We start from the raw sequence: 12376 nt of genomic DNA, 5'->3' as shown, positions 1-12376 counted from the left end.
CCATGTTGAATATTTCTAAATCAGTTTTAAATAGAAAGGTAGACCTTTCCCACTTCAGGGCAGTCCAAAGGGTATCCCACCGAAGACATTACAAGCATTTCAATCGGTTCCTTGTGGTGTTCACCGTTATTCTTGTTATCATTTTATTCCTGCCTTGGACCCAGAACGTATCCGGCAAAGGTTTTTTGACCACCTTAACGCCCGACCAACGCCCACAGACCATTCAATCCCCAATACCAGGTCGGATTGAGAAATGGTTTGTTCGCGAAGGGGATTTTGTGGAGAAGGGCGATACGATTTTGCATATTTCTGAAATCAAGAACGAGTATTTCGACCCCAATTTGGTGGAACGGACAGGGCAGCAGATCAGGGCCAAAGAAATGTCCGTTACCTCTTATCAAGAAAAAGTAAAGGCCCTTGATGCCCAAATAGCGGCTTTGACCACCGAAAGGGCCTTGAAATTGGAACAAGCGCGGAACAAATTGTTACAGGCCAATTTGAAAGTGGAGAGCGATAGCATCGATTTTGAAGCGGCCAAAACAAACATTATGATTGCCCAAAGGCAGTTTGATCGTACCACTCAATTGGAATCCGAGGGACTTAAGGCAGTGACCGATGTGGAGGAGAAACGCCTTAAGCTGCAAGAGACACAGGCTAAATTGATTTCGCAGGAAAACAAACTATTGGCCAGTAAAAACGAGGTGTTGAACGCCCAAGTGGAAATTACCAGGGTAGAAGCGGAGTATGCCGACAAAATATCCAAGGCACGAAGTGAGAAGTTCACCGCCCAATCCAATCAGTTCGACTCAGAGGCCCAAGTGACCAAGCTGGAGAACGAATTCACCAACTATTCCATTCGGAATGACTTGTACTACATTAGGGCGCCCCAAACCGGATTTATAAATAAGGCTATTCAAGGCGGTATAGGGGAAACCTTCAAGGAAGGCGACCGATTGGTAGGTATTATGCCGGCAAAGTACGATATGGCGGTAGAAACCTTTGTGGAGCCGATTGATTTGCCTTTGATACACCTTGGGGAAAAAGTACGGATACAGTTTGATGGTTGGCCCGTGATTATTTTCAGCGGATGGCCCAATGTGTCCTATGGAACCTACGGTGGGGTAGTCGTCGCGATTGAGACCTTTATTAGCGATAATGGGAAATATAGGGTTTTGTTGGCTCCAGACCCGGAGGACCATCCCTGGCCTAAAGACCTTAGAGTAGGGTCGGGTGCCAATACCATTGCCCTATTGGAGGATGTCCCCATCTGGTTTGAATTATGGAGACAGTTGAACGGCTTCCCGCCCAATTATTATCAACCCGAAAACAAAAGTGCAAATGCTGCAAAGAAATAGAAGTTTACTTTTATACTGTACCCTCTTTTTCTTTTATATAAGCTTTTCTCATGCCCAACAGGATTCATTAATGGTCCTAGGGTTTAAGGAGTATTTGGGCTATGTAAAAAAATACCACCCCGTGGCCAAGCAGGCCCAGCTGACCATCGCCATTGGTCAGGCCAATCTTATGAAGGCCAGGGGAGGTTTTGATCCCAAAGTCGAGGTGGATTACAATCGGAAAGAGTTCAAGGGAACAGAATACTGGGACAAGTTAAATGCAACCTTCAAAATACCTACTTGGTTCGGAATAGAACTTAAGGGGAACTTGGAACAGAATGAGGGCAGTTTTTTGAGTGATGAAGCAACTGTTCCCGATGATGGTCTGTACAGCGCCGGGGTATCCATGTCCGTTTTGCAGGGATTTTGGATCAATGAGCGCATGGCCACCCTCAGGAAAGCCAAATTCTTTAGGGAGCAGTCCAAGGCAGATCAGGATTTATTGGTGAACCAAGTGCTGTATGATGCCGCCCTTGCCTATTTCGATTGGTTACGGGCCTACCGCGATGCACAGGTTTTTGAGGATTTCTTGGAAAACGCAGAGGTCAGGTTTCAGGGCGTTAAGAGCAGTGCCCTTGCAGGTGATATTTCCATCATCGACACGGTTGAAGCAAAAATCGCTGTCGAAAATAGGGCGTTGAGCCTAGAGCAAGCCAATGTGAAGTTGATGAAACGATCATTGGAGCTATCCAATTTTCTTTGGATAGAGGATGTTCCCGTTGAGCTACAGGACAATATTATGCCAAATTTGGACGTGGAAGGCGAAATTGATACCACTTTGGAGATTTTGGGCAAACCTTTGGACAGCTTTACCTTGGAGAACCATCCCAAAATACGTTCCCTCGATTTCAAAATCGATGGACTTGTGGTGGACCGCCGCCTAAAAGCCAATAAACTGCTGCCCAAACTGGATGTGGAATACAATTTTATTACCGAAACCCCTGAATTGATCAATTCCTTGGTCACTGAAAACTTCAAGGGAGGTTTCACCTTTAGCGTACCCTTATTTTTACGAAAAGAAAGAGGGGACTTAAAATTGGCCAAATTTAAACTGAGAGATGCGGAATTTGATCGCGATAATGCCCAAGTTGAAATTCAGAATAAGGTAATCGCCATTTATCGTGAGTTGGACTCCTACATTACCCAAAATACATTGATCGCCAATATCGTGAGGGATTACGGTACTTTGCTTCAGGCGGAGGAACGAAAGTTCAGTTTTGGGGAAAGTTCCCTCTTTTTGATCAACTCACGGGAAAGCAAACTCATTGATGCCTATCTGAAACAGAACGAGATGCAGAACAAGTTCTTTTACACCAAAGCGATGCTGTTCAAGAGCTTGGCCATCAACCCGGAGGCACTGTAAGGAATCCGTTTCAAAAACAACCAATGATAAAAGTCACCAAATAGGCGATAGCTCATGGTTACTTTTGTAAAAACATTTTTTATGGAAGTTTTGGAGAACGATAAGTTGGAGTTGGTACAGGATTTTATTCCCAAGGCGATGGATTATTCCAGATACCGTAAACTGGTAAGTGAGTTGGCCAAATTGGGTAAGGCAACCGGTCCCAACCAGTCCGAAGCCATGATTAACTATACCAAGTTGAGCGACCGTAGAATGGTTCGCTGGGAGAAAACCTTCAACATTTCGGAGGAAATTCAAGAAAAGTTGACCCACTTGGATAGGGAATTAACTTTCTTGGTGCTCACCGAAAGCTGGTGCGGAGATGCTGCGGCAAGCTTGCCCATACTTCAAAAAATTGCGGAATCAACACCCAAAATCGACCTCAAAGTTGTGCTGAGGGATGAAAGCCTGGAATTGATGGATGCTTTTTTGACCCATGGTGCCCGTTCCATTCCCAAAGTGATTGTTTTGGACAACTCCCAGCAAGAAATAGTTGGTGATTGGGGTCCAAGACCAAGCCTTGCCACCAAAATGGTGGAAGATTATAAAGCGGAACACGGTAAACTTACCGATGAGTTCAAACAGGAATTACAGCTTTGGTACAATAAGGACAAGGGACAAAATATACTACAGGATATCCTAAAGTTACTTGCTTTGGAATAGATAGGTAATGGTTCCGATCTGTGCTGCTTTGGAATCGGGGCTAAAACGTGCCTTAAGTGCGTAAGCGATGGCATTGTCTACCAAACAACCGTTGTCTGTCCCCGAACTTTTATCATTAAAACTTGCTTCAGTAACATAGCCATTGTTGTCTACGGTAATGTTCACCACTACCTTGCCACCTTCAATGCAGGTGTAGATGGGCGGGGGGAGGTAATAGGCATTTCGCTCCACCAAAGAGTACGAAATGGAGGTGCGTCTGTCTTTCAAGTAGTTGGTGAATTCTTCTTTTTGGGCGTCGCGTTCCCCGAGCTTTTGCTTTTTTTCGTCCCGTTGGGCCTTTAACTGCTTCAGTTGCTCCTCAAATCCTGAATTATCGGCGTATTCACCTGTTTCGCTGTTCAGTGCTCTTTCTTCCATAAGTTCCTCCAGTGTCTTCAGAGGTTCCGGATTGCCCACACTCGGCTTTGCAGTTTCATTGAGGGCCATATGGCTTTTGATTGGGTCGTTGGCGGCCTCCATCTCCTCAAGTCGTTGTTCCTCTTCTTCCAGGAGCTTTTCGATATCCTCGTCGGCCAAGCTCATTTCAATCACATATTCATCCTCCTGCATACCTCCTAAGTGAATGTTGAAAAGCAACAAAACCACTATGGACATAGCGAAGAAAGTGATCAAAAGTGATAACTGGCTCTTGTTAAGGTTCATGGTTTAACTATAACCGCTTTTTTTCTAAAATATTTTATCCCAACCCCTCTAGGTTGAGGTGTTTACCCCTAATCTCTCCTTGAACATTTGGGGCGTTGTAGCATTATCTACGTTGAAATCCCCTATTTTGGTTCTTCTGAGCTTAGATAAGTAGGCACCCGAACCCACTGCCTTTCCAAAATCGTGGGCCAAGGAACGGATGTAGGTTCCTTTGCTGCAAACCACCCTAAAATCCACTTCGGGAAGGGCAATTCGGGTAATCTCAAATTCCAAAATCTCGATTTTCCTTGATTTTATCTCCACTTGCTTCCCTTCACGGGCCAATTCGTACAATCGTTTTCCATCCTTTTTTAAGGCTGAAAAGATGGGCGGTACTTGTTCAATTTCGCCCAAAAATGACTTTGTGGCTTCGTGAATGAGCTTATCGGAAAGATGATTTGTGGGAAAGGTTTCGTTCACTTCGGTTTCCATATCGTAGGAAGGCGTAGTGGCGCCCAAAGTGAAGGTTCCCGTGTACTCTTTCACTTGTCCTTGAAGCTCCGGAATTTTTTTGGTGAATTTACCGGTGCAGATAATCAATAGACCCGTGGCCAACGGATCAAGGGTCCCGGCATGGCCAATTTTGATTTTTTTAAGGCTAAATTTTTTGCGAATCGCCCATTTAAGGGCATTCACCGCTTGGAACGAACTCCATTCCAAGGGTTTGTCGATCAAGAGTATCTGACCGTTCAAGAAATCTTCTTTGGTGTTCAAAAACTTGGGGTTTGTGGCAAATATACTGATCTATCCCAAATACTCCACGCAAGAGCTATGAGGCCCACAACCAAACAGTAAATGGCAAAATAGGTAAGTTTGCTTTGTCGCACCAGTTTGATCATCCACGTACAGGCGGCAAGTCCTGCAATAAAGGCAGCAACAAATCCCGCACCCATGGCCACAGCTTGGTCGCCATGAAAGGAAATTTCCCCTCCCATCAAATCTTTGGCCACTTTGCCCAAGATCAACGGAACTACCATCAAAAAGGAAAAACGTGCTGATTTGGTCTTATCAACCCCCAAGAGAACCGCAGCTGAAATTGTGGCGCCACTTCTGGAAATTCCGGGAAGTATGGCTACGGCTTGCGCCATGCCAATAGCAAATGCGCTGCGGAAGGATACGTTTTTATCGGTGGTTTTGGCCAAATCTGCCAAATACAATAAAAATGCAGTAATGATCAACATGATGCCCACAATCACAATGGCACCATCGAAAAAGACCTCAATAAAATCATTCAAAAAAAGACCGACCAAGGCGGCAGGTATCATGGAGATGATAATTTTTAAGGAAAACTGGGTTTCCTCGTTCCATTTGAATTGAAATAGGCCCTTTAAAATTTCAAAAACATCTTTCCGAAATACCACTAACGTACTCAAGGCAGTGGCAAAGTGAAGGATGACGGTGAACAACAAACTTTCTTCGGGAACGGCCTGTGCGCCCAAAATGGCTTTTCCCAATTCTAAATGACCGCTGGAGGAAACTGGCAAAAATTCGGTCAATCCCTGAATAATCCCAAGGATAATGGCATCGATCAATTCCAAATTACTCTTTGTTTTTCTTGTTAGGATTCAACAAAATGGCATAGACCTGAATGCCAAGCCCTATCAAGATCAAGGTCGGCGCAAGGCGTATCCGTCTAAAATTGTAGATCTCGGGATTGAAAACCTCTGGGTCGTCGCTTCCGCCTCCACTCATCAAAATATAACCAAGGGCTATAAAGGCAATGCCGATGAAGAGAAAGAGGTAGTTTTTTCGTTGAAAAACAAACTCCTTTGTCGGTTTTTGACCGTTTTTGTTGTTCTTGCTCATGTCGCAAAGTTAATAATAAAGATCGTCCGTCCTTAAGTTTAAAAAACGTTGGGTGGCAAAATGCGTGCTGGCCCAAGAAATGATTACCCCCAAACCAAAAACACCAACAAACAAAAGTATGAGGACTATGTAATCCTGTAACAAGTTCAGTTCGGGGAAATTTTTGTCGATGTAGTACACCAAAACGCCCAACCCGATAAGGGCAACAACGGCGCCTGCCATGCCCAGCTTAATGTTGGTCCAAATAAAGGGCCTGCGGATAAAGGTCTTAGTGGCACCCACCATTTGCATGGTTTTGATGATAAACCGTTTGGAGTAAATGGACAGGCGAATGGAGCTATTGATAAGCAACACGGCGATGAGTGTAAACACGGCACTGGCCACCAAAATCCAAAGGCTTATTTTCCGGGCATTGTTGTTCAGCAACGAAATCAAGGGTTTATCGTAGCTTACTTCATCCACGTATGCTTTTTCGGTAATCTCGGCAGCAATCTCATCAATCTGTTGTGGCGATACAAAGTCAGCCTTTAGGTTGACATCAATGGAATTTTTAAGGGGGTTGTACCCTAAAAACTCCACAAAGTTTTCTCCGATGTCCTCACTATACTGTTCTGCGGCATCTTCTTTGGAAATATAGGCTGCCGATTTGGTGTACTCGGCAAGGGCAAGGCTTTTTTGCAATTGGTCGATTTCAACGGGTTTGGCCGTATCCTTCAAGTACACTGAAATGGTTATCTGTTCCTTAAAGTGGTCGGCCAATTTTTTGGTATTGAGCACCAAAAGACCCAAGACACCCAATAGAAATAGGACCAAGGCAATGCTCAAAGCCACGGAAAAATAGGAGGAAATCAGTTTTCGGCGCTGATATCGTTCAATATATTGGCTCATACGGTAGAATCAGTACGTAAAAATAGAAAAGTAAATTGTATTTAGGGGATTAAACCTATTTTTGCACACGAAATTGAACAAGATTAACAATGAATTACGATTTCCGCGAGATTGAGGCCAAATGGCAGAAGTATTGGGCAGAAAACGAAACCTTTAAGGCATCCAACGATTCCGACAAGCCTAAATTTTATGCATTGTCGATGTTTCCCTACCCGTCCGGTGCAGGGTTGCACGTAGGGCATCCGCTGGGTTACATAGCAACGGACATCTATTCACGTTATAAACGTCACAAGGGGTTCAATGTGTTGCATCCCATGGGCTACGATTCCTTTGGATTACCTGCTGAGCAGTACGCCATTCAAACGGGTCAGCATCCGGCCATTACTACGGAAAATAACATCAACCGGTACCGTGAGCAACTGGACCAGCTTGGTTTTTCTTTTGATTGGAGCCGCGAAGTGCGAACCTCAAATCCACAATATTATAAATGGACGCAATGGATTTTTATCCAATTGTTCAACGCTTGGTACAACAAGAAATCCGATAAAGCTGAAAACATTGATAGTTTGATTTCCATTTTTGAAAAAGAGGGAAATATCAATGTCGAAGCCGCTTGTGATGATGACACCCCAAGTTTTGATGCAGCGACCTGGAATGCGTATTCAGAAAAAGAAAAACAGGAAATCCTGTTAAATTATCGATTGACCTATTTGGCGGATACCGAAGTAAACTGGTGTCCTGCCTTGGGAACCGTTTTGGCGAACGATGAAATCGTAAACGGAGTTTCCGAGCGTGGTGGTCATCCCGTGATCCGCAAAAAAATGACGCAATGGAGTATGCGTATTACCGCATACGCACAGCGTTTATTGGACGGATTGGATAAAATTGATTGGCCACAACCACTAAAAGATTCCCAAACCAATTGGATTGGACGCTCGGTTGGGGCATCCGTTACTTTTAATGTATTGGACGCTGAGCGTAGTCGAAGCGACCAAGAGGTGATTTCGAATGACGATGTCACTTCGAGCGCAGTCGAGAAGCCTTACGAGATAGAAGTCTTCACCACCCGTCCCGATACCATTTTTGGGGTAAGTTTTATGACCTTGGCCCCGGAGCATGAGCTGGTGGCTAAAATCACTACGCCAGAACAAAAAGCTGAGGTGGAGGCTTATGTGGAAGCCACGGCAAAACGGTCCGAACGTGATCGTATGGCCGATGTAAAAACCATTTCCGGAGTATTTACAGGAGCATATGCAGAGCATCCGTTCACCAAGGAGCCCATTCCCATTTGGATTGGCGACTACGTACTGGCGAGCTATGGAACCGGTGCGGTGATGGCTGTGCCCTGTGGCGATCAACGTGACTACGATTTTGCAAAACATTACAATATAGATATCCCCAATATTTTTGAAGGGGTCGATATTTCCGAAGAGGCCTTCGCTGACAAAGAAACTACCGTCATTGCGAATTCCGATTTTCTAAACGGACTTTCCTACAAGGATGCGATGAAGAAAATCATTGCCGAATTGGAACGAATCGGACATGGCAAGGGCAAAGTGAATTATCGTTTGCGTGATGCCGTATTTAGCCGTCAGCGATATTGGGGGGAACCCTTCCCCGTGTATTATGTGGATGGTATGCCGCAGATGATCGATGAAAAATATTTGCCTTTGGAACTGCCCAAAGTGGAAAAATACCTCCCCACCGAAACAGGTGAGCCACCATTGGGCAATGCTACAGAATGGGCATGGGACGCGAAGAATAAAAAAGTAGTTTCCAATGACTTGATTGACCATAAAACTGTTTTCCCATTGGAGTTAAACACCATGCCGGGTTGGGCAGGAAGTTCCCAATACTTTAATAGGTATATGGACCCGCTGAACGATGAGGCTATTTTCTCTCCAGAAGCCATCAACTATTGGCAAGATGTGGACTTATACATAGGAGGTAGCGAGCACGCTACGGGCCACTTGTTGTATTCCCGTTTTTGGCAGAAGTTTATGTTCGATATGGGCTATGTGCCCAAAGATGAGTTTGCCCAAAAGTTGATCAACCAAGGGATGATTACGGGGACGAGTGCGTTTGTTTATAGGCTGGATTATATTCCGGGTTTTGATAGTAGTGAGGGACAACGTTCAAATAAGAAAACTGATGTGTTTGTTTCAAAAGGTCTTTTTGATTCCCTTAAAATTGATAAAGACGTATTGGAAGATTTCAAGGAGACCTTGAAAATTGCGCTGAGCGGGGTACTGGGTCCTAATTTAATTAATATTTCCATTAATATTCATAATACACAACCCATCCATGCTGATGTAACTTTGGTCAATAGTTCTGATGAACTGGATATCGATGCGTTTTTGAACTGGCAACCTGAACTAAAAGAATCATTATTTTTTTCAGATAATGGGCGATTGATTTTGACAGAAAACAATGAAAAGTATATCGTAGGCCGCGAAGTCGAAAAAATGTCCAAATCCAAATACAATGTCGTCAACCCCGATGCCATTTGTGAGGAGTACGGGGCAGACTCGTTGCGTTTGTACGAAATGTTCTTGGGACCCTTGGAGCAATCCAAGCCTTGGAATACGGCGGGGATTACAGGAGTACATTCCTTCTTAAAGAAACTATGGAAGTTGTATGCGCCATATACAAATGGGTCGCTGAGCGGAGCCGAAGCGGAACCCACTGCCGAAAATCTAAAAACCTTGCACAAAACCATCAAAAAGGTGGAAGAGGATATCGAGAACTTTTCGTTCAACACCTCTGTATCCACTTTTATGATCTGTGTTAACGAATTGACGGCCCAAAAATGTACCAGTAAAGCTATTCTGGAGCCATTGGCTATTCTGGTATCACCTTATGCGCCCCATATAGCCGAAGAGCTGTGGAGTCGTTTGGGGCATACGGAATCTATTGCGGAAGCCCCCTTCCCTACATTTGAGGAAAAGTATTTGGTGGAAAGCAGCAAGGAATATCCGATATCTTTTAATGGGAAAATGCGTTTCAAATTGGAATTACCCTTGGATATGGGCAAGGATGAGATTGAAGCCGCTGTTTTGGCCCATGAAAAAACAAAAGAGCAGTTACAGGGCAGGGAACCCAAGAAAGTCATTGTGGTGCCTGGCAAGATTGTGAATATTGTCGGGTAATCCGAAACATCGTTGCTGTCATTCCGAACTTGATTTGGAATCTCATACAATTAAATCAGTTTTATGGGAACCTGAATCAAGTTCAGGTTGACGAAAACATCACCTTACGATAAAATCAATACGATTCTTATAGAAATACCCTAAAAAAGCATGCCATTCGGCATGCTTTTTTATTTTCAAAACAGTATAGGTGTAAAAAATAGGGGTACACACTTTAAAAAAATATAAAAAAGAATGATTAACCCCTATTAAAATAGGGTATAGATGTTAAAAATACCTTTTTTAACCATTGACCCCTGTATTTTATCGAATTTTTGCGTTTTAATTTGATTTTTTTGTTCAACTTTGACACATCAACCATTAAAAGCAACAAAATGACTGTTGGAATACCTAAAGAAATCAAGAACAACGAGAGTCGGGTCGGCATGACGCCTGCCGGGGTCTTTGAATTGGTCAAGAACAACCACACCGTGTATGTGCAATCGGGTGCTGGCGAAGGAAGTGGTTTTTTTAACCAGGATTACCAACAGGCAGGGGCCACTATTTTGGATACCATTGGTCAGGTGTATGCCATGAGCGATATGATCGTAAAGGTGAAAGAGCCCATTGCGGAGGAGTACCATTTGATTCAGGAAGGTCAAATAGTGTTTACCTATTTTCATTTTGCTTCCAGCGAGGCCTTAACCAAGGCTATGATCAGGAGTAAATCCATCTGTATTGCTTATGAAACCGTTGAGGACGAAGACGGTACATTACCATTGCTAACTCCAATGTCCGAAGTTGCCGGTAGAATGGCAATACAACAGGGCGCCAAATATTTGGAGAAGCCCGTAAAAGGCAAAGGTGTGCTTTTGGGCGGAGTACCAGGGGTGTCCCCTGGGCGAGTTTTGGTCCTTGGTGCCGGTACGGTTGGCATTCAGGCTGCTAAAATGGCAGCAGGGTTAGGGGCACAGGTTACGATTTTGGATGTGAACATGAAACGTCTCAGATATGTCAACGATATTATGCCCAGCCATGTGATTACTGGTTTTTCCAACGAATTCAATATCAGAAAATATATCAAAACACACGACTTGATCATTGGTGGAGTCCTGTTGAAAGGAGCAAAAGCACCCAACTTAATTACCAGGGACATGCTCAAGGACATGCATCCGGGAACCGTAATTGTTGATGTGGCGGTAGATCAAGGCGGATGTGTGGAAACCACTAAACCAACCACACATGAAGACCCCATCTATATAATTGATGATGTGGTCCATTACTGTGTAGCCAATATGCCAGGGGCAGTGCCTTATACTTCTACTGTTGCCTTGACGAATGTAACACTGCCCTATGTGCTAAAATTGGCGAACATGGGATGGCGAAGTGCCTGTAAATTGGACAAATCCTTGGAAAAGGGATTGAATGTGGTAGAAGGTGAGGTAGTTTACAAAGAAATTGCCGAAACCTTTCAGTTGGAGCCTGTGATGGCATGATCCACTAACATTTTGACAGCAAAATTACCCCGACCCTATTTGGCGGGGTTTTTGCTTTTATGTAGTATATTAGTTTGTATAAAATGAAAAAGCTATGATGACATATTATATATTGATTGGTGGAATTGCCCTAGTGAGCTGGTTGGTAAGCAGCCGATTGAAAAGTAAGTTTAAGCAATATTCCAAGGTTCATTTGAGGAATGGCATGAGCGGCGCCGAAATCGCCCAAAAAATGCTCGATGACCACGGTATTCGGGATGTAAAGGTGATATCCACTCCCGGAATGCTAACAGACCATTACAATCCAAAGGATAAGACTGTAAACCTGAGTGAAGGAGTGTACAATCAGCGCAATGCAGCTGCAGCCGCAGTAGCGGCTCACGAATGCGGCCACGCTGTTCAGCATGCACAGGCTTATGAGTGGTTGACCATGCGATCTAAATTGGTGCCCGTGGTAAGCGTTACCTCCGGTATGTCTACCTGGGTGGTATTTGGGGGTATTATGCTGATGGCCGCCACAGGCGTGGCGGGAGGCATCGGTTTTTACATCGCCGTAGCCGGATTGATCATGATGGGTTTTGCGACTTTGTTCAGTTTTGTGACCCTTCCTGTTGAATACGATGCCAGTAAAAGGGCCTTGGTATGGCTCAAGCAGAAGAACATGGTAAGCCAGCAAGAACATGCAGGTGCCGAAGACGCCCTAAAATGGGCCGCAAGAACCTATGTGGTTGCTGCTTTGGGTGCATTGGCTTCCCTGTTGTACTGGGCTTTTCAGGTCTTCGGTGGCAGGGATTAACAGCTAAATGAAATAAAATAAAAAGGGGCCAAGCGGCCCCTTTTTCTATACTTAATTTTGTG

Annotated in this window: 11 protein-coding genes; 6 read left to right on the top strand and 5 right to left on the bottom strand. The window is 44.3% G+C overall.

Annotation, left to right across the window (positions count from 1 at the left end):
• The first annotated feature begins 2 nt into the window (after positions 1-2).
• The 3 genes from ABNE31_RS01335 (at position 3) to ABNE31_RS01325 (ending at position 3459) form a co-directional block, all read left to right on the top strand.
• The gene (locus tag ABNE31_RS01335) at positions 3-1355 is read left to right on the top strand and encodes an HlyD family efflux transporter periplasmic adaptor subunit (protein ID WP_349352078.1); all 1353 of its coding nucleotides are present in this window, start codon (positions 3-5) and stop codon (positions 1353-1355) included.
• 70 nt (positions 1356-1425) lie between these two features.
• A complete protein-coding gene (locus ABNE31_RS01330; RefSeq protein ID WP_349352077.1) occupies positions 1426-2757 on the top strand; it encodes a TolC family protein in 1332 nt (443 codons plus the stop codon).
• An 81-nt stretch (positions 2758-2838) separates the two neighbouring features.
• Positions 2839-3459 (top strand): thioredoxin family protein, encoded by a 621-nt coding sequence (locus ABNE31_RS01325; protein WP_349352076.1) that lies wholly within the window; start codon positions 2839-2841, stop codon positions 3457-3459.
• Here the strand turns inward: ABNE31_RS01325 and ABNE31_RS01320 are convergent.
• Genes ABNE31_RS01320 through ABNE31_RS01300 form a run of 5 tightly spaced genes read right to left on the bottom strand, consistent with a single transcriptional unit; the run spans position 3442 to position 6894 of the window.
• Complete coding sequence (locus ABNE31_RS01320; RefSeq protein ID WP_349352075.1) at positions 3442-4161, bottom strand: energy transducer TonB; 720 nt, start codon at positions 4159-4161, stop codon at positions 3442-3444. The two genes, ABNE31_RS01325 and ABNE31_RS01320, sit on opposite strands and share 18 nt — an antisense overlap.
• Positions 4162-4209: 48 nt before the next feature.
• Complete coding sequence (gene truB / locus ABNE31_RS01315) at positions 4210-4914, bottom strand: tRNA pseudouridine(55) synthase TruB (RefSeq protein ID WP_349352074.1); 705 nt, start codon at positions 4912-4914, stop codon at positions 4210-4212.
• Positions 4911-5738: an undecaprenyl-diphosphate phosphatase gene (locus tag ABNE31_RS01310; RefSeq protein ID WP_349352073.1), complete on the bottom strand. Its 828-nt coding sequence runs from the start codon at positions 5736-5738 to the stop codon at positions 4911-4913. Before ABNE31_RS01310 ends, truB begins: the two co-directional genes overlap by 4 nt.
• A 1-nt stretch (position 5739) precedes the next feature.
• Positions 5740-6006, bottom strand: coding sequence for a DUF3098 domain-containing protein (locus tag ABNE31_RS01305; RefSeq protein WP_293280631.1), 267 nt, complete (start codon positions 6004-6006; stop codon positions 5740-5742).
• A 9-nt stretch (positions 6007-6015) separates the two neighbouring features.
• The gene (locus tag ABNE31_RS01300) at positions 6016-6894 is read right to left on the bottom strand and encodes a permease-like cell division protein FtsX (RefSeq protein WP_179382975.1); all 879 of its coding nucleotides are present in this window, start codon (positions 6892-6894) and stop codon (positions 6016-6018) included.
• Between the two features lie 89 nt (positions 6895-6983).
• Between ABNE31_RS01300 and ABNE31_RS01295 the strand changes: the two genes are divergently transcribed.
• The 3 genes from ABNE31_RS01295 (at position 6984) to ABNE31_RS01285 (ending at position 12314) form a co-directional block, all read left to right on the top strand.
• On the top strand, positions 6984-10043 hold the full coding sequence (locus tag ABNE31_RS01295; RefSeq protein WP_349352072.1) for a class I tRNA ligase family protein: 3060 nt from the start codon (positions 6984-6986) through the stop codon (positions 10041-10043).
• Between the two features lie 374 nt (positions 10044-10417).
• Positions 10418-11518 (top strand): alanine dehydrogenase, encoded by a 1101-nt coding sequence (ald, locus tag ABNE31_RS01290; protein WP_179382973.1) that lies wholly within the window; start codon positions 10418-10420, stop codon positions 11516-11518.
• A 94-nt stretch (positions 11519-11612) separates the two neighbouring features.
• The gene (locus tag ABNE31_RS01285) at positions 11613-12314 is read left to right on the top strand and encodes a zinc metallopeptidase (protein WP_349352071.1); all 702 of its coding nucleotides are present in this window, start codon (positions 11613-11615) and stop codon (positions 12312-12314) included.
• Positions 12315-12376: the final 62 nt, after the last annotated feature.

The organism is Flagellimonas sp. MMG031 (assembly GCF_040112705.1).
Lineage (GTDB): Bacteria > Bacteroidota > Bacteroidia > Flavobacteriales > Flavobacteriaceae > Flagellimonas.
This window is presented reverse-complemented; position numbering and strand designations above follow the sequence as displayed.

Bases quoted from the DNA above. Each gene is read 5' to 3' on its own strand.
- ABNE31_RS01335 (WP_349352078.1), top strand. From the start codon at position 3: ATGTTGAATATTTCTAAATCAGTTTTAAATAGAAAGGTAGACCTTTCC.
- ABNE31_RS01330 (WP_349352077.1), top strand. From the start codon at position 1,426: ATGGTCCTAGGGTTTAAGGAGTATTTGGGCTATGTAAAAAAATACCAC.
- ABNE31_RS01325 (WP_349352076.1), top strand. From the start codon at position 2,839: ATGGAAGTTTTGGAGAACGATAAGTTGGAGTTGGTACAGGATTTTATT.
- ABNE31_RS01320 (WP_349352075.1), bottom strand. From the start codon at position 4,161: ATGAACCTTAACAAGAGCCAGTTATCACTTTTGATCACTTTCTTCGCT.
- ABNE31_RS01305 (WP_293280631.1), bottom strand. From the start codon at position 6,006: ATGAGCAAGAACAACAAAAACGGTCAAAAACCGACAAAGGAGTTTGTT.
- ABNE31_RS01300 (WP_179382975.1), bottom strand. From the start codon at position 6,894: ATGAGCCAATATATTGAACGATATCAGCGCCGAAAACTGATTTCCTCC.
- ABNE31_RS01295 (WP_349352072.1), top strand. From the start codon at position 6,984: ATGAATTACGATTTCCGCGAGATTGAGGCCAAATGGCAGAAGTATTGG.
- ald (WP_179382973.1), top strand. From the start codon at position 10,418: ATGACTGTTGGAATACCTAAAGAAATCAAGAACAACGAGAGTCGGGTC.
- ABNE31_RS01285 (WP_349352071.1), top strand. From the start codon at position 11,613: ATGATGACATATTATATATTGATTGGTGGAATTGCCCTAGTGAGCTGG.